The organism is Helcococcus ovis (assembly GCF_004524775.2).
In the GTDB taxonomy this organism is placed as follows: Bacteria; Bacillota; Clostridia; order Tissierellales; family Peptoniphilaceae; genus Helcococcus; species Helcococcus ovis.
Window position 1 is genome coordinate 1070922 of the sequence record NZ_CP119081.1, and the last position, 20435, is coordinate 1091356.

At 29.3% G+C, this 20435-nt stretch carries 20 protein-coding genes; 6 read left to right on the forward strand and 14 right to left on the reverse strand.

Annotated features, from left to right (window positions below):
- Window positions 1-21: 21 nt before the first annotated feature.
- The 9 genes from EQF90_RS04980 to EQF90_RS05020 form a co-directional block, all read right to left on the reverse strand.
- Window positions 22-2004 carry an AlwI family type II restriction endonuclease gene (locus EQF90_RS04980; RefSeq protein ID WP_134710990.1) on the reverse strand — a complete coding sequence of 661 codons (1983 nt, stop codon included), beginning with the start codon at window positions 2002-2004 and terminating at the stop codon, window positions 22-24.
- Window positions 2005-4173: a Dam family site-specific DNA-(adenine-N6)-methyltransferase gene (locus tag EQF90_RS04985; protein ID WP_134710991.1), complete on the reverse strand. Its 2169-nt coding sequence runs from the start codon at window positions 4171-4173 to the stop codon at window positions 2005-2007.
- A gap of 142 nt (window positions 4174-4315) precedes the next feature.
- Window positions 4316-5776: a relaxase/mobilization nuclease domain-containing protein gene (locus tag EQF90_RS04990; protein ID WP_134710993.1), complete on the reverse strand. Its 1461-nt coding sequence runs from the start codon at window positions 5774-5776 to the stop codon at window positions 4316-4318.
- Window positions 5776-6156, reverse strand: coding sequence for a mobilization protein (locus EQF90_RS04995; protein ID WP_134710994.1), 381 nt, complete (start codon window positions 6154-6156; stop codon window positions 5776-5778). Before EQF90_RS04995 ends, EQF90_RS04990 begins: the two co-directional genes overlap by 1 nt.
- Window positions 6157-6423: 267 nt before the next feature.
- On the reverse strand, window positions 6424-7386 hold the full coding sequence (locus EQF90_RS05000) for an AAA family ATPase (RefSeq protein WP_134710996.1): 963 nt from the start codon (window positions 7384-7386) through the stop codon (window positions 6424-6426).
- Window positions 7383-8303 carry a DNA primase gene (locus EQF90_RS05005; RefSeq protein WP_134710997.1) on the reverse strand — a complete coding sequence of 307 codons (921 nt, stop codon included), beginning with the start codon at window positions 8301-8303 and terminating at the stop codon, window positions 7383-7385. The genes EQF90_RS05000 and EQF90_RS05005 overlap by 4 nt, the downstream gene beginning before the upstream one ends.
- Before the next feature lie 92 nt (window positions 8304-8395).
- Window positions 8396-8779: a plasmid mobilization protein gene (locus EQF90_RS05010; RefSeq protein ID WP_134710999.1), complete on the reverse strand. Its 384-nt coding sequence runs from the start codon at window positions 8777-8779 to the stop codon at window positions 8396-8398.
- A 10-nt stretch (window positions 8780-8789) separates the two neighbouring features.
- Window positions 8790-9860, reverse strand: coding sequence for a site-specific integrase (locus EQF90_RS05015; protein ID WP_134711001.1), 1071 nt, complete (start codon window positions 9858-9860; stop codon window positions 8790-8792).
- An 11-nt stretch (window positions 9861-9871) separates the two neighbouring features.
- Window positions 9872-10063: a hypothetical protein gene (locus EQF90_RS05020; RefSeq protein WP_134711002.1), complete on the reverse strand. Its 192-nt coding sequence runs from the start codon at window positions 10061-10063 to the stop codon at window positions 9872-9874.
- 161 nt (window positions 10064-10224) lie between these two features.
- On the opposite strand from EQF90_RS05020, the gene EQF90_RS05025 reads away from it, so the two are divergent.
- From EQF90_RS05025 to EQF90_RS05040, 4 genes are all read left to right on the forward strand, one after another.
- On the forward strand, window positions 10225-10824 hold the full coding sequence (locus EQF90_RS05025) for a helix-turn-helix domain-containing protein (protein ID WP_134711004.1): 600 nt from the start codon (window positions 10225-10227) through the stop codon (window positions 10822-10824).
- Between the two features lie 54 nt (window positions 10825-10878).
- On the forward strand, window positions 10879-11253 hold the full coding sequence (locus EQF90_RS05030) for a DUF2513 domain-containing protein (protein ID WP_027132396.1): 375 nt from the start codon (window positions 10879-10881) through the stop codon (window positions 11251-11253).
- Window positions 11254-11675: 422 nt separating this feature from the next.
- Window positions 11676-12656: a DNA cytosine methyltransferase gene (locus EQF90_RS05035; protein WP_167604035.1), complete on the forward strand. Its 981-nt coding sequence runs from the start codon at window positions 11676-11678 to the stop codon at window positions 12654-12656.
- Window positions 12649-13419, forward strand: a complete 771-nt coding sequence (locus EQF90_RS05040) for a PDDEXK family nuclease (RefSeq protein ID WP_134711008.1) — start codon at window positions 12649-12651, stop codon at window positions 13417-13419. Before EQF90_RS05035 ends, EQF90_RS05040 begins: the two co-directional genes overlap by 8 nt.
- A 13-nt stretch (window positions 13420-13432) precedes the next feature.
- Here the strand turns inward: EQF90_RS05040 and EQF90_RS05045 are convergent, their stop codons facing one another.
- Window positions 13433-13735, reverse strand: a complete 303-nt coding sequence (locus EQF90_RS05045) for a hypothetical protein (protein WP_134711010.1) — start codon at window positions 13733-13735, stop codon at window positions 13433-13435.
- Window positions 13698-14708, reverse strand: a complete 1011-nt coding sequence (locus EQF90_RS05050) for a DNA cytosine methyltransferase (RefSeq protein ID WP_134711012.1) — start codon at window positions 14706-14708, stop codon at window positions 13698-13700. Before EQF90_RS05050 ends, EQF90_RS05045 begins: the two co-directional genes overlap by 38 nt.
- A 154-nt stretch (window positions 14709-14862) precedes the next feature.
- On the opposite strand from EQF90_RS05050, the gene EQF90_RS05055 reads away from it, so the two are divergent.
- Window positions 14863-15078 carry a helix-turn-helix domain-containing protein gene (locus EQF90_RS05055; RefSeq protein WP_134711014.1) on the forward strand — a complete coding sequence of 72 codons (216 nt, stop codon included), beginning with the start codon at window positions 14863-14865 and terminating at the stop codon, window positions 15076-15078.
- Between the two features lie 17 nt (window positions 15079-15095).
- Entirely contained in the window at window positions 15096-18092 is a 2997-nt protein-coding gene (locus EQF90_RS05060) for a DEAD/DEAH box helicase (RefSeq protein ID WP_134711016.1), read from the forward strand.
- Between the two features lie 100 nt (window positions 18093-18192).
- On the opposite strand, the gene EQF90_RS05065 is transcribed toward EQF90_RS05060, so the two are convergent.
- The 3 genes from EQF90_RS05065 to EQF90_RS05075 form a co-directional block, all read right to left on the reverse strand.
- Window positions 18193-18525: a plasmid mobilization protein gene (locus tag EQF90_RS05065; RefSeq protein WP_134711018.1), complete on the reverse strand. Its 333-nt coding sequence runs from the start codon at window positions 18523-18525 to the stop codon at window positions 18193-18195.
- Between the two features lie 342 nt (window positions 18526-18867).
- Window positions 18868-19275, reverse strand: coding sequence for a hypothetical protein (locus EQF90_RS05070; protein WP_245152856.1), 408 nt, complete (start codon window positions 19273-19275; stop codon window positions 18868-18870).
- Window positions 19251-20312, reverse strand: a complete 1062-nt coding sequence (locus EQF90_RS05075; RefSeq protein ID WP_245152854.1) for a virulence-associated E family protein — start codon at window positions 20310-20312, stop codon at window positions 19251-19253. Before EQF90_RS05075 ends, EQF90_RS05070 begins: the two co-directional genes overlap by 25 nt.
- Window positions 20313-20435: the final 123 nt, after the last annotated feature.

Consider the following 20435-nt stretch of genomic DNA (forward strand, 5'->3'; position numbering starts at 1 on the left):
TCTCATTTATTATAATCACATTTAAATCTTATACTCTCCAGTAGCCTCTTTTATCATCCCATTATGCCAATCTACAGTCTCTAATGGCATTTCATGATATTTATCAAATACTTCATACAGATACTTATACTTAACTTTATTTTCAATTATCTTCTTCAGAGAATCTGTATCTATTGAAATAATCTTCATGCCTGTAATAGTTTCTTCATCTCTGGTATAGGGGATTATCTTTCTATACCTAAAATCTGAAATCACATTTTTATCTAAGTATGTGCTGACAAAGAGGCTATAATCAAATGGATTATTAAATCTAATTCTATAGTCTCCTAAATGTCTTGAAACAGGCTCCATTTCCATTCTTCTTTGGTTTGTTCCATCTGCAAGGGTTGCTTCAAGTAGCAGAGAATGCTTTGGATAAGAAGTGCATGCCTCATATTCATATATAATATCTGCATAGCCCCCTGCCGCATGTGTCTTTGGTAGCAAATTTGCTTCTAATGATAATTTCATGAAATCTAAAATATTTCCCTGTCTTTCGCTCACCTTGTACCATATAATTCCTAAAATATATTCAAAAATAGTAGGTATTGCAGCCTCATCTGTAACAAGTTCTTCAATTCTCTTATCATCACGTTTTTCAAAACAATTTAACAACTCTACAAGCACAGAATCATTAAATTTCTTATCAATCAAAGTATTAAATCTTCTGTATCTTTCATCATTTACATAAGTTGCTGCTTGTTCCGGACTCCTTATGGTGATTCCTAAATCTTTACTTAATGCAGCATACACTTTGCTCATATCTAACTCGAAAGCTTTTGATATAGTTTCTAAAGGAACATCTATACTGAGATTATCATCTCTACTAAAAGTTTCTTTATACAGAACATCAATAATCTCTTTAAAATAGTATTTTGGAATCATGTCCAACTTAACCATGCGATCTTCAAAGATTAGTGTATCTGTAACATTGAAATATCTTCTATTTAAATCAAAATAATCAGATAAGGTTGCCATTGCCTTAAAAACATGTAAGTATTTGAAAAACACCTCTTTTAATTCTTTTTCATTTGCACAGTTTAAAAATGGGCATTGATTATTAATTGAAGTTTTTCCATTCTTCCTTATAACTCCAATATTTGTAGTTTTAAATATTATGTTTCTCCACAATATTCCGGGTTTTTGATTTATATTCTTTGCAGAATTCAATAGCAATTCATAATCACTTTTACCATCAATGAATATATTCTTTATAGACTGATATAATTTATAATATGGCTTATCATAACTCCTACTTTTGCGATTCATTCCAATTAAACATATCAAGTTTTCATCAACATCCGAAGCAATAAATTCTTCTTGTGCAAGCTTATAGTTGTCCATTTGCATAAGTCTTTTGTAAATTATTTCTTCAAGTTTGATTTTCCCTTCTCGATATAATTTAATATCTGATATAATTTGCTCTGCACTTTCGTCATCTTTAATCAATGGAACAAAATAAGTAAATTCCTCGTAGCTTAAAAATTCAAGTTCAGTAAGACATTTTACAACCGCAATAAATGGTCTAACAATCTTCCCACTTACATCTATACTTGTTTTTAGTAGCTGTTTCAGATAAACAAAACTATCCCTGTTAATATTAAATGCATTATCAGTTTCAAAAATTCCGCTACTTGTTATTTTAAGCAACTCTCTTCCTGCTTCTGTAATCAATCTATCCTCTGTGATCAGACCAATATCAACTAAACCAGATGTTTTTTCTCTCGCATCTTTATCTTTTCTTTTCGCATCACCTGTTAAGAAGGCTTTGCTTTTCATAAAGTCATAATATTTTTCTTGTAGTTCATTATTCCAATTCCAACTCGATTTTTTTATAACTTCATTATAAAACTCATCAAGAAGCAGCAATTGTGCCTCAATTTTTAAATTTAGTTTTGCCGTTCTAAAGCTTGTAGTCCCTACAACCCAACAAAAACTTTGATATGGAATGTTTATATTAGCCATCTACTCATTCCTCCAATCCACAGAATAATTAGTAATTAAAACTTCTTCAGATATACTGTTTTTATCTTTTCTATGATAATTACTGTTTGAATAACTTTTATTTAAATAATTGCAATAATATCCTTTACTTTTAATCCAATTATACAAAATATCATTTCTTTTATTTTTACTCTCTAAAACATTAGACAACGCAAAACTAAAGCCTTTTTCATTAGCTTGATCTAAAAATTCAAGCAAAGCTTTTTCATCTAAGTCAGTCCACATCCCATTTTCGTTATATGTTGCATTTGTAATTAAATAAGGAGGATCGCAATAAATAAAAGTCTCCTGAGAAAAATCATCTAATGAAATATCCCTAAAATCCTTTTTCAAAAACTGAATGTCCTTGCTTTTCAATTCCTCGGAAAATAACACAAGCTTACTTCTCATCTTAGAATTGAAATCTCTCTTTCCAACAGGAAGATTAAACAGTCCTTTTCGATTAAAGCGAATTTGATTATTAAAAGAAAAAACCATCAATACATATAACATTGAATAATCTGTTTCCCCTGCAACGACCTTAGCATTAAAATCATCTCTTAGATTGAGAAATCTTTCCTTATTGTATCCGGCTAATCCTTTACTACTATTACAATCATAATAGGAGTAACCATATAACGCTGTATTGGATAAGTGATATTCATCAATAATATTATCTATTTGCTTTAATAAAACATCAGTGTTGGTGTCTTTTATAAATTTGATTAATTCTATCAATTTCTCATTTGAATCATTAAAAATAACTTTTGAAGAAGAAGAATTTATCCCAACATTCCCTCCACCAGCAAATAAATCTAAAAATACTTCCTTTTCATTAAATAAAGGTTGCAACTGTTCCAATAGTTTAAATTTCCCACCAATATAATTAAAAGGGCAAGATATATTCATTTTCTTTTTTTTTTCGTTAAATACTTCGCATAAAAACAATCTTTCTTTATTATCTTGTATATCTGATTTCCCAGTTGAAAAACTCTTATAATCCGATTCAAATACAGTTACTTTTCCCTTTTTGCTAAGAATTTTCATAATATCTTCATCCGATATTTTCGCATTGGATCTATCATTTCCCTTGTCTGACATATTGTTATATGAAAGCAAAATATATTTTGCATCAGAATTTTCAATAAGCTCCTCAAATGCTTTTGTAGCTGCAATCTTACAATAATCACTTTTAAGTGAAGTTCTATCCATCTTTCTTGCAACGCCATAAACTTTAGGTTTTTCCCATCGTGCCACATTTTCAAGTAAATGATATGCATCACAATATTGTCTTGAATTATATGGAGGATCTAAATATAATAAATCTCCCTTAATATTTTTAATTAGTTCATTTGCATCTAGGTTATAACAAATATTATTAGAATTAATAGTTTTTTCAGGCAACAAAACATTCAATACTAAATGTTTTTCAAAGTCGACATTCTTTCTATATGCATCGTAATGTCCAACTGTATTTGCAATCTTATCCATCGCATATAACAAGGATGTAATCAAAATCGCATATTCCTTGAAATTTATTTCCTTGTTTTTATACTTTGTTTCTATATCTTCTCTTATATATCCTATCTTGCTACAATCATCAGCAGAAAAAAATGTGTCTGCAAAATTTTCTCGCATATAATTATTTTCTTTTGTTTTAACTTGATTATAGTCGTATATAATCTCAATTATCTTTTTGCTTGAATATTTTTCATATCCAAACCACGCATAATTGGAAATATAATTACTATAAAGCAAATCATTTGTGATAAGCATTTTATCTTTAAAAGTATTCGCAACTGCACCAGTTCCACTAAATATGTCAATAACAATATTTACACCTTTACAATTTTCATCAACTGTTTTTCTTATAAAGTCAGAAAGTGAATATTTATTTCCTAAATATCTTCTGTTGTTTATAAAGGATTGCTTTAAACCTAATTTAGATATGAAAGAATCCGTATCATCCATATCATGTAAATCATCTGTATATAAAAATCTTTTTATAGTTTTAACTGTATTTTCATCCCAAAAATATCTTCCGGTTTCACTTCTAGGAATAAAAATATTTTCTTTGTCTATCAATTTATACAAATATGACTTAGAAATATCTAATTCTCTTATTACATCAGCAACATTAAGATTTGCCACCTTTATTCCTCCTTGCCACATTTTAATCTATTCAGTAGACATTATAGCATATTTTGCCCTTTTTTTCTATATTTCCAGCAAAAATTCAGATGCTAATTGCATCAAAAAAGAGAGTATAATTTACAATACTCTCCAGATGTTACTACAATTCCATATCCTTATTCACGCTATGACTCTGCTCAATTGTTTTATCTGTTTTTCTTTTATGCTTCTTAATTTCACCAATAACCGACTCTTTTTTCTTTTCAGTTTTACCCCTACCAAGATAATCATTCATATTAGCTTTCAGATGTTCCAATTTCTCATACTGTGTTACTATTGAATTATGTTTCTTAGCAATCGCCTCTTGCTTAGCTTGCAATTCTTTAGAATGCTCATTTAACTTTCTAAAAAGATTTTTAACTGATTTAGTCTTTAACTCTCCTACTACAATATTTCTCAAGTGTGAAAATTGATTAAGAAAAATATCTATTTCTTCATAAGATTTCTGATAGGCTTCCACATCTTTTCGATTCATTAACATATAAATTTTATCGTTCGGGTTTTTACGATAACCTTCATAATGTTCTCTTTTACTGATACAGATTTGAATATGCTTTACTACTTCTTTTATCCTTTTTTGCTCCCATGACAGTTTATCAAACTCTCTCTTCAAGTCATTTTTTTCAATGGAAAGTCTGCTAATGCCACGCTCCAATTCTTCCATTGACTTAAATCCTTTATTCCTGATTTCAACAAGCGTAGAAGCAGCTGTTTGAAGATTATGCTTTGTTGCCCAATGTTCATAACCTTTACTTGACTTTGCTTTATGGTTGTTCTTAATATCTATGATATTTCCAAGTTCTTTGTCTTTATTCAGGATTCGCTCTTTAATTCTTTCTTCGGTATAGTTTGCTCCTATTGTCTTTGCTCTTGTAAATCTCTGCTGATTTTTACTTCTAAAAGCTATGTGTTTTCCTTGTTTAATTTCATAACCGCAGCTTTCCATTTTTGACATAAAGTCTTGCCAGTTGATTGACTGTTTTATTGCCCTATCAATATCAAATTGAAGTCTTGATTTATAGCTGCTCCCTTTTTTATCTTCATTCCAATCGTACCAATTCACAAACTTTCTGCGCTTAATTTCATTAATTTCTTTTTGTGTTTCTTGATCTATTACGGACAATTTATTCTCTTTACAAAGCTTGTCACTTTGATTTCTGATATTCATATAAGACCCATAGTAGGAATGATAAACCTTACCTTCATCAACATCTATAGAATTAAAAATTATGTGATTGTGGATATGGTCTTTATCAATATGTGTAGCTAAAACATATTCAAATTTGCCTTCTAAAATCTTATCACAAAGTTCAATTCCAACCTGATGAGCTTGTTCAAAGCTTACTTCTTCAGGTACAAATGATTGAATTAAATGATGGGCTAAAGTCTTTGTTTTCGATCCAAATTGTTTCTTTGTAAGTTCAAATTCTTTATGAGCATTTTCTCTGCTGCAAAGGTGCGTTGTAACATAAATTTCATCATCGGTTTTATCTCCGTTACAGATATAATCTATTGCCTTTTTCAGTGTTGTTTTAATCGGATGTATCTTTGTAACAGCCATCAGTCTACCACTTGATTGATGATATAATCCGATACTTTTTCTCTAAATTCTGATAGGAAAAGTAGTTCTCCTTGTATCACTTTCTTTATGCTTTCAATATCATCTTTGTAAATAACTCCTGTACTATTTACCATTTTTGCTATCTGATTAAGGTTAGCTGAATTACGACTGACAAGAGAAGATAATTCTCTAAGTTCTTTTCTAAACTCGCCGGAGATATCAATACTGATGATTCTGTTTTTGAAAATACTATTTCTATAAAACTCTCTTTTACTCTTAAAATTGGTCAATGCAAACCTTCGATTAAGCTCTCTCATCTCATCTTCATTTATCATAAAGTGAACAGTACGATTGTTTTTACGATTAACAGTCTTTGCCATTTTTAATCACTCCTTTCATGTTTGGGGTCTTAGGGTTCTCCCTAAATATTTCAAATTTGATATATCAAATTTCAAGCCTACTTTTTGAGTGTGGTCAAAAAGTATATGCTTGCTATCTACCTCTAATACATAATTTCTATTATTTACAGATGAACTAACACAGAAAAAATGGATGCAATTTTTCATTTTACCGTTTGCACCGTTCATACCGCACAACATTTCCTTATATAGAAAACATCCAACGGCACGAACGGTCTGAACGGTATCTTAGTAAACTACATCTTCTGCGTTATATTTAATCTGATAGTTATTGTTATTTTTACCTCGCTTCATTGTAATGCTGATTCCATTCTTTCTTAGAATATCTTTATTACGATTTAATGTCTTCCCAAACTGTTGAGGGCTTTCAATATCAAGATTAATCTTTGAACAAATATCCACTATCGTTCCCTCTATTTCTTTTAGTTTCGGCATGGCTTGTACCAATTTCTGAATTGACGGCTCAAGCAGTTCAATCGGATCAACCTTATCAAGCTCTAATATCCTCTTAGACGGGTTTATTTTGACTTGATATACCTTTGACTCAAACAATCTGCTTGTAACATCTAAGTTGAATTCTGTATCAAATTCTGAAGCTTTATCAATAGCTATAATGGTATCTACTGAACCGGATAATGCTTGCGAACCTATCACTTTCTCACTTACACTTTTTACGGATGAGTCCTTTTTTGTATGGTACATCATAATAAAAGTGCATCCATATTTTTCTATAAGCTCATAATATTTTGCCATAACCTCATAGGTGTCATTGTAATCATTAGCATTATATTTTCTGTCGTATTTTATCTTGGAAAAAGTATCAACGATAAACACTTCATAGCCTAATTCAACATCAGTTTTTATAACTTTTTCAAACTCATCAAAGTCCACATAGCTTGTACCTTCATAAAACTTCATAGTATTTGGACAATGTAAATCAAGTCTGTTTATTCTTTCTTGAATTAGGCTTCCTGAAAGCTCATTGCAATAGTAAACTACATTTGTTTTTCTAACTTTATTCTCAAGAAAATCAATTCCTTCGTTGATACATATACCAAGATTAAGTCCTAACGCCGTCTTTCCCTTTTTAGGCGAAGCTACAATTAGGGTAATACTTTTACTTGCAATAATATTATCCACAATATACTTATCAGAAGCATCAAACTTAGTATTTATCGTATATGATTTCAACGAATTACCTCCTGATTTTTTCTGTGATAGTTATAATCCCAATAGTTATTTCCACCAACTTCCTGTGCCTTTTTAATGCTTTGATTTAGATATTTAATATATGCAGCTTCCGTTTTTCTTTTACTCATATCTCCCATGCGATTTAATGCCGATTTTAAGAATATTTCTAACATCAAATCATCATTTCCATGTGTAAAGCTGTTAAGTACAAGGAGAAGCTGAAAATCATCTTTACTTGCATCTCCTGTAGAATATGCACCGTTAAAAAGTTCTCTTCCTTTTCTATTAGTCTTATAGATAACCTTTAATATTTCCTCAACATCCGGAACATCACTATCTATGTTTTTATAGTATTCAATTTGCTCCCTAATCGTTTCTTTTAAGGCATATTTTTTATAGTAGACATTTAGCTTATATTGTTTATACACAATTTCTCTGCAATCTCCTATGACATTACCTGTCATAGCAATACACTTATTTGATTTATACATTTCAAATCTATCAATCTGATTATTGATATTCTTTGCTATTCTTCCTTTAGCGAAAATATGAACTCCATTTTCTGATACAGAAATTTCGCTATAGGTATCCGAAAAATCATTTAGTATGTTTTTCACCTCTTCAAAATTGTCTTTTACTTTATCCAAGTCGATACAAATAAAAGGATCATCTTCAGATAAAACAAACGATAGACCGTCACAACCACTTTTTTCTAAACCATCTAATGCAGTTTCAAAATCTGACCAGTTATCTTTTTTATTCCATTCATTTGATTCACATGTAAGAGGACTAATCGGTATTTTTACCAACTTTGTATTTCCATTTTTATCTTTGTTATGATAAATCTTAAACCATAACCATTGATTTCTTTCTTTTAATTCCTGTGGAATATTTTTAATATATTTTTCTTTGTTCATTATTGTTACCTCCATAATTATATTGATGATAGAAGTACAACCTGATAAAATATTATTTGAGATTTGCAATCTTATCAGGTTGCTTCTTGGCTCTATTTATTGCCGTAGGTAGAGTCATTTTTATTTCTATTCACCGTTTCAAACATTTCCAGAATATATGCCAAAAGCTCAAGCTTATTTTCATCAATATCGCAGTCCAAATTAACATTTTCAAAATACTCTTCAAGCATCGCCAGTTTCTTTTTCAGTTCATCAAACACTCTTATATTTCCAAATACTTCAACTCTATGATTTAAGCTCATTTGAATCATGTAATCCTGTTTGTTTAATCCTGATAATGCCATTTTCTCTTCCAATAAACTTTTCTCTTCTGGAGACATTCTGAAATTCACTATAATATTTCTTTTTCTATTTTTATCGACTTTCAGTTTTCTACCTTTTGTTTGTAGACTTTCTCTTTTAAATATCTTACTCATCTTAATAAATTTAATTCCTTTCTTTCTCTATCATTTCAATGATTTCCAACTGCTTTGACGGATATAAATGTGCATAGTTTAAGGTTATTGAGATACTTTCATGACCTAATCTTTCTGCAATTACCACAGGAGAAAAACCTTGCTCTATCAAATAAGCAACATGAGAATGTCTTAAATCATGAACTCTAATTCGTTTTACTCCTGATAACTTACAAGCTCTATCCATTTCATGATGTAAATATGATTTTGTAAAATTAAATAGTCTCGCCTTTGAATCTAGATGATAAAACATTCCAAAGAAGTCTGCCATTTCATCACATAGAAATTGTGGTAATTGAATTACTCTATTGCTTTTTTCTGTCTTTGGAGATGTAATGTAATCTTTTCCTTTTAACCTTTGAAATGATTTATTGATAGTTAGAGTTTTCTTCTCAAGATCAAAATCGTCTTTTGTAAGTGCAAGCAATTCACCTTCTCTAATACCGCACCAATAGAGAATTTCAAATGCATAGTATGAATTCGGCTTATTTTTAATGCTTTCAGCAAATTTTTCATACTCCTCTTTTGTCCAAAACAACATTTCTTTTGCTTTTGATTTTCCCATCTTAGTTGTTTTATTAGCGGGGTTATCAACCAATCCATAGTATTTATTTGCATGGTTAAGGATTGCATTTAACTGATTTTGAATCGTTCTCAAATATGTTTGAGAATATGACTTACCTTCACCATCAGATTTTTTAAGTAATTCATTCTGCCACTGCAAAATATCCGGAGCCGTTATTTCAGCTATAGATTTTTTGGCAAAGTATGGGATTACTTTTGTTTCTATAATATGCACCTTTGTTAAGTAAGTGTTGTATTTAATTCTAGGTCTTAAATCATTCAAATAGATTTCAACAAATGACTCAAAAAGCATATTCAAATCTCTGGATTTACTTGCTAAAAATTCTCTTTCATACTCCAATGCCTCTCTTTTTGTGGCAAATCCACGCTTTGTATGAATTTGCTTTATCCCTTGCCAATCAACATACCTTAAATATATTTTCCATGTGCCTCTTTCTTTATCCTTGCTGGCTGACACATCATCACCTCCTATATTTCTTTCGTTTGTCCATAACAGTTTTCTTCATAAAATTTTCGATTAACCTTACCAGCAATCACTATCAGATTCGGATTGTCTTTTAGCATTCTCTCATTTAATTCTTTTATCATTTTGTATGCTTTGGGTTTGGAAACTCCCCAATCTTTGCTGACTTCTTCGGCATCAACATACATCTTTCTCATATTTTCCCTCCTTTCCTATTTATTTAAACTTGCGATATATATTAGTATAATAATTTATATAATAGATGTCAATAGTTGTTTCTAATTTTTATCAGTATTTCTCTTTATTTTTAGTATACGATTTGATATAATAAGATGTGATAAATATAGGAGATTATAATATGAATAATAAAACTGTATCGGAACGTTTGAAATATCTTCGTTCTATAAATAAAAAAACACAAAAAGAATTTGCTGAGTTTTTAGGAATACCTCAGCCTTCTATGTCTGCATACGAAAATGGAAAAAATAATCCTACAATAGATGTGCTGATAGATATTGCCGATAAATGTAAAGTATCTTTAGACTGGCTTGCCGGAAGAAGTGATTACACATTCGGTCTTTCAAGCATGAGGGACTTTGTTTTATTTATGTATGAACTTGCAATGAAAAAAGAAATAGGTTTCAAGATAATTGTGGAAGATAAATTCCCTAACGATATTGAAACAGATGAAAATAAATGGAATGCTAAGCTTGTATTCTATGGTAATGATAAAGAGCACGCTTTTAATGCTGACGTATGCAATATCCTAAAAGAATTGTCCGATAATCTGTTTGACTTGGAGTCTTACTCTATTACAAAAGAACAGTTTGATTCTATGAAAAATAAATCTGTAGAGTATTATTCTCTACCATTAACACAGAAAGAATTTGAAGAACTGAGTCGTGATGAGATTCTAAAAAAGAGAATTGAGTATTTGAAAGAAAATAATTTGCTATAAAAACGGAATCGTTAAAACGACAAAATTTTATAAGTCATTCAGGAGGTATTAAGTTTGAAAAGAGATATGGATTTATGCAGAAAAATTTTATTTAAAATCGAAGAACAATATATTGATACGGCATTGTCAAATCTTGAACTAGAAAATTATGATAATTTACAAATTGCTTATCATTGTAAAATTTTAAATGAAGCTGGATTAATTGATTACTATAATGCTCAGTATGCTGATAACTCATTATACTTTTTTTCAGTTGGTTCATTAACTTGGGAAGGGCATGATTTTTTAGATAAAATTAGAGAAGATACTACATGGAATAATGTCAAGAAGATAATTAAAGATAAAGCTCTGCCGTTTACATTAGAAGTTGCTAAAACCATCGCCACAGATTTGTTGGCAGTTTCGATGAAAGCAGCATTAAACTTATAAATGATAAAAAACAAAAAAGCAACTAGGATTTTTTCTCTTAGTTGCTTTTTGTATTCCTTGAAAATTATTCTTCAGGTGATGTATTTCTAAAATCTGCAAACATTTTGCAAGCACAACACTCACAAAACGGCTATTTATAAGACTTTAGAGCCTATTTTTAACTACTCAAACTCTTCTTTTCCAAATGTACGATATATCCCAAACCATTCAAAATACTAGGTTCTATTTTTTCTAATATAACTAAATCCACTTAATTATAGGACGTTTTCAGATTTTTAGTCCCGTCCCAGTCCCAGTACCGGACTAAAATTTATAAACTTTACTTAGAAAGCTTCACAATTCTATTTGTTGAATTTTAACTGCCTGGAATTAAACATTTAGAGCTGATATAATCTAAGTAACAACTTATGGGAGGTGTTTTTGTGCAAATAAAGACATTTTTTGACTTTTGCTCTGGAATAGGAGGAGGACGATTAGGTCTTGAAAACTGTGGATTGGAATGTGTAGGATCGTCAGATACCAGTAGGTTAGCGAATACAACATACGACCTTTTATTTCCTAATAAAAAAGATATAAATTACGGTGATTTGAAAAAAATAAATCCAAAATCTCTTCCTAATTACGATCTTTTGATAGCAGGGTTTCCATGTCAAAGCTTTTCTGTAATAGGCAGACAACAGGGAACAAAAGATCCTAGAGGACAGATAATTTACTATCTAATGAACATAATAGAAGAAAACAAGCCTAAGGTTTTTATTTTAGAAAATGTAAAAGGTCTAATTAGCCATGACAATGGGAAAACTTTTAAAGAAATAACGAAAGCTTTATCTGATATTGGATATGATGTTTTTTATAAAGTTTTGAATAGTATTGATTATGGAGTTCCTCACATGAGGCAAAGAATATTCATCGTAGGATTCCGTGGAGATCTTCATATTCAGAAAAATGACTTTAAATGGCCTTTAACAAAACCTCGTGTAAATATTGCAGACTTCTTGTTTCCTGAAAATAATGAAATGCCAATAGAGGAAAAACGATGGTTTTACTATGATTATTTAAATAACACTAAGAACAAAGGTAAATTTGATATCCATGAGATACTAAAGCAAGACAATTTAATAGTGGATACTCGCATGTCAGATTTGAGACTATATGTAAATAGGATGCCTACATTAAGAGCCCATAGAGACGGTATTTACTATGTAAGAAATAAAAAAATGTACTATTTAACTGGAGCAGAAGCTCTTTTATTCCAAGGGTTTAATAAAAATCATTTGGCTAGAGTAAAAGATAAGGTTACTAATAGACATTTATTAATGCAAGCTGGAAATGCTATGACAGCAAATGTTGTTGAAGAAATAGGAAAATCAATATTAACTACTTTAGGAGGAATAAATGGATAATTGGAAAATTTTTGAGCTAGATTGTACTGATTATTTAAACAAAGAATATGGTGAAAACTTTACACACCTAGGTTTCAGCGATTCAACCGTGAGTGATATTAAATATGAAAATAATTCAAAATTATTTTATATAGAAGCAAAAATGCCATCTGCACAAAGTGGTCAATTTGTTCTTTTGCCAGATTATGAAAAGAAAGAGTTTGTATTTTCTACAAGAAATAAGACAAAACAAAATGAAAACACTGATTTTATAATTCAATATATGAATAAAAATTTTGAAAGATATGCTAACGCTGGAACCACTGGTGAAGATATAGAGATAGATCAAAAAATTTTTAATTCATGGATAGTAAATGCTTATAAGGAGAAGATGGTTAAATTTTTTATCACAAAAGGAGATAATTATATTATATTTCCAATAGAAAAATACGGTGAATATTTTTCTATAACAGCAAAATATAGAATTAAAAAAAGTGGTTCATCTAAAGTTCCTAAAAGCAGTCAGAAAGATGTTTTAGAAAAAATCAAATCAATGAGCATTAAATTCAAACTATTAGATGACTTCGAAATAGAATCTAGCCAGGATCTTAATAAAATGAAATTCAAAGTATTGGATTCTGATTATATGTTTAGTCGTAAGAATGATAATGTTTATAGAATAAGAAAACTTTCTAACACTAGAAATGCCAATGTTATTTTCAGTATTCAGCTTCTTAAAGAACAAGACTCCGCAGATTTAAAAAAATTTATAAGTAACCTATAAATATTTAAAGTACCTAGATATCTGATTCTAGGTACTTTAAATATTTATTTAGAGATGTCTTGTAGTTTGAAATTTCAGGTTTATTGATCGGAAGATTAGTATTTTTTAAAACATTATTTTTATTATCTTTGTCTAGACTTAGTAAGTTCAGTAACCCTTTACAAAGATCTAAGTTATACTGTTCATCAATATTTGTGTGCAAATCTGAATATAAAATTTCTTTATCAATTCTTTTTAATCTACTAACTATATCAGAGGTTGTTTTTTTGTTATGACCTTTAGATAATAGCCAGTTGCTGAATCCCACTGTATTCATAATTTAAAGCATCTCCTATTTGTTTTGTTATAAGTTGGAGTACATCAATAACTACAGAATTTCCAAGTTGTTTATATGCTTGATTATTGTTAGGATTTAATTTAAAACTATCAGGGAATCCCATTATTCGAGCACATTCTCTAGGGTGTAATCTCCTAGTTTTACCATTAATTAAATATCCCCCTGTTTTAGCAAATACTCCTCCTCCATATGCAGATAAAGTTATAGCAATTCCTTTAGGTGAATATATTCTTTCACCTTGTCCACCTTTTCCAACAGTTCCTACCCTAATTGTCGATGTAGAGTTGTAATTGATGTCAATTTTTTCATTAAGTCTTAAATCTTCACGGTCAACGATCAAACTATTAACTTCATCATCACTTATTAGAAAATCTTCGACAAATTTATTTAACTTAAATGGTCTTGGAAATGTGAAAACTTCTCTATTTATATCATTCCTAAAACATATCATATATATTCTCTCACGCTTTTGTGGAACTCCATAATCAACAGGATTAAGAACGCTATATTGAAAACTGTAACCTAATTCATTCATAGTATTTCTTACTACATTAAGAGTCTTCCCACCGTCATGTGTTGCAAAATTTTTTACATTTTCAAGAAATACTACCATAGGTTTTTTTTCTTTTACAATTCTTGCTACATCAAAAAACAATGTTCCTCTGCTGTCTTCAAATCCTTGTTGCTTTCCACTAATAGAAAATGCTTGGCATGGAAATCCAGCACATAAAATGTCATGATCAGGAATGTTTTTTTCATCTACTTGCGTTATGTCGCCCTCAGGAACATCGCCAAAATTCATTTTATAAGTTTCTTGAGCATATTTATCCCACTCATTCGAATAAACGCATTGTGCCCCAAATGACTCTAGTGCAATTCTAAAACCTCCAATACCAGCAAATAAGTCTATGAATTTATATCCTTTTAATGATTTCTCTTCAACATTAATCATATAAACCTCCACCAAATAGCACAGTGCGCTTTTATTAATTACAGTATATATCCTATTGTTTGAATTGTCAATAGTTTTAGTTGTAAAAACATATTATTGTATGATATAATGTACTATAGTATAGATTTGTAAATTAATATTCGGAGGATAAATAATGAAATTTAGTTACAAAAAACTTTGGAAATTACTAATAGACCGAGATATAAAACACAATGAGTTAATAGAGAAAACAGGTATTAGTAGAAGTACATTTTATAAGTTAAAAAGAGACGAGAACGTAACTACTGATATTTTATTAAAAATATGCATATATCTTGATTGTGACATATCTGAAATTATGGAAGTAACTAACTCCAATAATAAACAATAATATCAAAGGAGATTATTTTGAATATTTTCGAAAAAACAAATAGGTATTTTACTTTTTCAGGAAGTATAAATAAAAATGAAGAATTTTTTAGTAGTTCTTATATAACTAAATTAAATAAACAAAAATTTATTCCAAAAGAGGCTACAATCGATGATGAAGTCGGTCTAAGAAAGCCACAAATTGGTGCTTTATATGCTATACAAGCCCATTGGACATTAAGTACAGATGCTGCAACTATAGTTTTACCCACTGGCACAGGAAAATCTGAAACTATGTTTGCCACAATTATTTCTAAAAATATAAATAGAACGTTAATTGTAGTTCCAAGTAAATTATTACGTGATCAAACTTATGATAGAGCAAAAAGATGGGGAATTTTAAATGATATTGGTTGTTTAGATAAAAATACTATATGCCCTAACACCTTGATGTTAAAATCAAATACGAAAGATTTTGAAAGCTTTAAAAAAGTTGTTTCAGATGCCAACATTATTATTTCTACTATTGCGTTGTTAGATAGAATGGATATAACCTATAAAAAATATCTATCAGATTCATGTGATTTATTAATCGTTGATGAGGCACATCATGTATCATCAAAAACATGGTCTAATTTTAAGATGTATTTTAATAAAAAGAAAGTTTTACAATTTACAGCTACCCCTTTTAGAGAAGATAAGAAGCTTGTTGATGGAAAAATCATATATAATTTTCCTATGCATATGGCAATAGAACAAAATTACTTTCAACCAATCAATTTTATTTCTATAGAAGAGTATGATGACAATAAAGTCGACATTGAAATTGCTAAAAAAGCAGTTTCAATTCTTGAGAATGATTTAAAAAGTAACTTTAAACATATTTTATTAGTTAGAGCAAACAATATAGAACGAGCTAAACAGTTGTATGAAAATATATATTCTAGATATAGAGAATATAATCCAGTTTTAATAACTAGTAAGACCACTAAAATAAATAGAGAAAAATTTATGAAATCTATAAAAAACGGAGATTCTAAAATAGTAATATGTGTAGATATGTTTGGAGAGGGAATCGATATACCTAATTTAAAAATAGCGGCGTTACACGATAAATTTAAATCATTGCCAATCACATTGCAATTTATAGGTCGTTTTGCAAGAAGTAAAACAGACTTAGGTAATGCTAAAATCATAGCTAATATTGCAGATGTCACTTTTATGAATTCTTTAAAAGATCTCTATGAGACCGATTCAGATTGGAACTTATTATTACCAATAAAATCAGAACAAAATATTCAAGATAAAATAGAACTCCAAGAACTTATATCTGGGTTTAAAGTTAATAATACAGAAATAGACTTAAGGCAACTCAGACCAAAAGTAAGCATGAGAATATTTAAGTACAATAATACAGAGAACTGGAATCCTTTTGCATGGTTAAACTGCTTTGACTCTTCTAAATGCCAAGGATTCATAAATGAAGAGGAGAAAATGCTTATTGTTATTGAGCCTTATAAGTCCTTTCAAGGATGGACTACTCAAAGAAATATAGAAAGTCTAAACTGGAATTTTTATATTGTTTATTGGAATGTAGAAAAAGGATATATATGTATAAACGATACAAATCATCAACTTGGTAATGACTTATTGAAAAATGTTTTCGATGAAAAACACTTAAATCAAATTAAATCGGAGCCCATTTTTAGGTGTTTAGCAAATATTAATCGATTATCTCTTGGAACTATAGGACTTAACTCCGCTATAAATGGTCCTATAAGATATAAAATGTTTGCTGGAATAGATGTATCTCAAGGTATTGCTGAATCTCAAAAAATAAATTCATATAAGTCAAACTTATTTGGAGTTGGGTATGATGGAAACGGAAAAATAAGCATAGGGTGTTCATATAAAGGAAAAATTTGGTCAAGATGGGTAGAATCAATTTCTTTCTGGAAAAATTGGTGTGATAATATAATGACGAAAATATTAGATAAAAAAAATGATTCTCGTATCTTAGATAATTTGTTAATACCAAATATTACAAATTCTTTGCCTGAATCTGTTGCCTATAGAATTGATTTTGATGATTCCATAGTTTTTTCCGAATCAAAAATAACTATTCAAACTCTTGCTGGAGTTGTTAATATAGATGATTGTGAACTTAATATAGATATAAAACATAATAATGAGCAAAATTTCAAATTACTTTGTGGGTATGAAGTGTATAATTATTGTTTAAAAATTGAAGATGATAATTATAAATTTAAATTTCTAAATAGTGATAAGCAAGAGCCTGAAATTTTAAAAAGTAATAAAAATCCTATTCCATTAAGTAAATACTTTGCTAATAACCCTCCGATAATTTATTATACAGATTCGTCATTTTTGGAGGGAAATATTTTAACTATTGCAAATAAAAATAAAGTTACTTTATTTAATTCTAACAATATTATTTCCTGGAACTGGAGTAATATGGGAGTCAATATAAGAACAGAGTCTCAAATTTCAAAATCAGGAGAAATAATAAAAAATTCTATACAATATAATACTATAAGCAAATTAAAATCATCAAATTATGACGTTATTTTTGATGATGATGATTCTGGAGAAGTGGCTGATATAATAACATTTAAAGACAGTGGTGAATCTATATTAATAGAATTTTATCATTGCAAATATTCTCATGCAGATAAACCTGGTGCTAGAATATCTGATTTATATGAAGTTTGTGGACAAGCCGAAAAATCAGTTCACTGGAAATTAAAAGCTATAGAAATGATAGATAGATTAAAAAGTAGAGATGCTAAAAGGATAAGTCGAAATGGTGTTAGTAGAATCATTAAAGGTGACATTGACTCTTTAAATATTATACAGAAGAAATTACTGTTTAAAAAAGCTGATTTAAAAATTTTTATAGTTCAACCTGGTGTTGACTCTTCTAAAATAACTAAACAAATGTTGACTGTGTTAGGTTCAACAAGTGATTATTGTCTAGAAACATATTCCGTGCCAGTTAAAATCATATGTAGCTAAGTAAACACAATATTTAATAACAACTAAATTAATTTTCGAAAATATAGTACTAACAAGCTTAAAGAATTAAGCTTAACAGTACTATATTTTTTTATCTAATTCAACTTAATAAAAGAGAATGTATATCCCATATTTCTTTTGATAATTTTTCTATTTTTTCTTTCATATAATCAATGTCTTTCTTGTAAATAACACCAGTTACATTAGTTGCCTTTGCAATCTGGTTTATATTATTTGTTGCATTTGAAAGCAGCCATTGAAGATCTCTAAATGGTTCTAGATCTACTATATAAATTTCTTTTTCTAGTACACATTTTCTAAGAAAGTGGGACATGGTTTTGCAATTTGAAAGTTTCATTTTCTTTTCAAAAATTTCTTTTTCTTCATCTGTTAAATATATTTTAAGTTGATTTTTTCTTGTTCTATTATCCATACATTTCTCCTTTATATTTGTTTTTTGGGGTCTTAGGGTTCTCCCTAACAAGGTAAAAATCATAAAATTAGATAGTCTTAAAATCTATTGATTTTTTTATTTTTTCGTAAGTGGGTACTCACTTACTGTGCTTGCTATTAATAACAAGTCATTAATTTGATTTTCCATAATTTTTCAAATAGACATTAATAAGTGTAACTGTAACTTACAAAATAAAAACTTCCAAAATTAGGCGAGCTTATTTTAAGAGTCTGTGACAACCCCTTATTATCAAGCCATTAATTTATGTAATCCTAATTTAAGAAGATTTATAACGATGGGTTACAGGTTACAAAGTTACATTTATATCTTTACTTGATTTGCTGTATCTATTTCTAATTGATTTTCTTTTTGCCATTCTTCTGGCAAAAACTTCTTATCAACTTCTATAAAGTCAGTTTCATTTTCTTCTTTCTTTTCATAATATAGTTTTACTGGAATTGAGACCCCACTTGGTGATATTCTCTTGGTCTTTGATGACCTAACTGGGATCCATTCTTGAAAATAATTATCCATAATTTCTGAAAAAGATTTTGACTTTATTTGGTAGCCTTGCATGGTTAATTCTTTGAAACAAGTTATAGTAGGATCTGCACTTTTTGGCTTATATTCTTCTAAGAAATACCTTATGTCTTCTACATCTGGGTTTAGATATTTAAATTTTTCTTGTTCCTTATACAAGTCTTTTAAAAGATTTTTGGAATAGTCCATGCGTGAGTCTTGTTTTTAAAGATTTCATATCCTAAGGCTAGAGCCTGATTAAAATCTTCTCTTATAAGAGATATATATTCTTTGTCTGAAATTTTTTCTTTATTATTTTTATCTGGATATATAGTCCTTACTCTTTTATTTGGGTTACATTCAACAGGCAAATATCTTCTTTCTCCAGTATGATCATTAAGAAAAGTTCTTTCATTTAATGTCCCTATGAAGATACAAGTCCTAGGCACGTCTGTTGCATATTTTTCGTAGGGTATTCTTATCCTATCGCTTAATTTTGATAAAAAAGATTTAGCTTCATTAGCTGATTTTGCATTTCTTAAAGCAACGAATTCTTCGATTTCAACGACAGTTTTACCCATAAGGTTCATGACAGCATCCTTACCTTGAATGTTTTCTATTGTACAAAACCAATTATCTGTTATGGACAAGTATCTTGCAAAAGTCGATTTGCCTATACCTTGTCCACCAACTAAAACAATCATCTCATCAAACTTAGCTCCTGGATTAAAAATTCTTTTTATCATACCCAATATCATATGTTCCATTATCCAATTGTTAAGCTCTGTATCATCTGATCCCAAATACTTTGGTAAAAGTTTTCTAATGGCATTTTTATCTCCATTCCATTTTAAACTTTGAAGATATTGCTTTGGCGGACTCACTTCATATTGATGAGCTACAAAACGAATAGCTTCCCACATTTTGTTGGCGTTATAATTAATTCCAAAATGTTTTTCTATCTCTAAGCCTAGTCTATTATTTAAAGAATCATCCCAAAGTCGTATTTGATTTTCCTTTATATTTCTTTCTCCGATAATTTTCCCCTGGAATTTTATTTCATTTGTAAATTTATCAAAGAATATTTGTCCATCAATGATTTTTTGATTTTGACAATATTTGGGATTTAGAATAGCTGTTACAATATTACCAGTAATTTGTCTAACCGTCCCCTTATCTGTAGTTTGTAGGTCTAAAAAGACGTAAGTCTGATCTATTTCTGGGAATTTTAATTTAATATCTGTCATAAGGCTTACTCCTTTTCTTTTTACAACCATCTAATCTCTTTATAGTTTTATATGTGTTCTCCATTTTATCCTCCTGTCTGGTATAAATAAGACTCCTGTGGTAAAATGAACTTGTCTAGAGAA

Coding starts and splice junctions, on each gene's coding strand:
- EQF90_RS04980 (WP_134710990.1), bottom strand. CDS start 2,004: ATGGCTAATATAAACATTCCATATCAAAGTTTTTGTTGGGTTGTAGGG.
- EQF90_RS04990 (WP_134710993.1), bottom strand. CDS start 5,776: ATGGCTGTTACAAAGATACATCCGATTAAAACAACACTGAAAAAGGCA.
- EQF90_RS04995 (WP_134710994.1), bottom strand. CDS start 6,156: ATGGCAAAGACTGTTAATCGTAAAAACAATCGTACTGTTCACTTTATG.
- EQF90_RS05005 (WP_134710997.1), bottom strand. CDS start 8,303: ATGAACAAAGAAAAATATATTAAAAATATTCCACAGGAATTAAAAGAA.
- EQF90_RS05010 (WP_134710999.1), bottom strand. CDS start 8,779: ATGAGTAAGATATTTAAAAGAGAAAGTCTACAAACAAAAGGTAGAAAA.
- EQF90_RS05020 (WP_134711002.1), bottom strand. CDS start 10,063: ATGAGAAAGATGTATGTTGATGCCGAAGAAGTCAGCAAAGATTGGGGA.
- EQF90_RS05025 (WP_134711004.1), top strand. CDS start 10,225: ATGAATAATAAAACTGTATCGGAACGTTTGAAATATCTTCGTTCTATA.
- EQF90_RS05040 (WP_134711008.1), top strand. CDS start 12,649: ATGGATAATTGGAAAATTTTTGAGCTAGATTGTACTGATTATTTAAAC.
- EQF90_RS05045 (WP_134711010.1), bottom strand. CDS start 13,735: ATGAATACAGTGGGATTCAGCAACTGGCTATTATCTAAAGGTCATAAC.
- EQF90_RS05050 (WP_134711012.1), bottom strand. CDS start 14,708: ATGATTAATGTTGAAGAGAAATCATTAAAAGGATATAAATTCATAGAC.
- EQF90_RS05055 (WP_134711014.1), top strand. CDS start 14,863: ATGAAATTTAGTTACAAAAAACTTTGGAAATTACTAATAGACCGAGAT.
- EQF90_RS05065 (WP_134711018.1), bottom strand. CDS start 18,525: ATGGATAATAGAACAAGAAAAAATCAACTTAAAATATATTTAACAGAT.
- EQF90_RS05070 (WP_245152856.1), bottom strand. CDS start 19,275: ATGGACTATTCCAAAAATCTTTTAAAAGACTTGTATAAGGAACAAGAA.
- EQF90_RS05075 (WP_245152854.1), bottom strand. CDS start 20,312: ATGACAGATATTAAATTAAAATTCCCAGAAATAGATCAGACTTACGTC.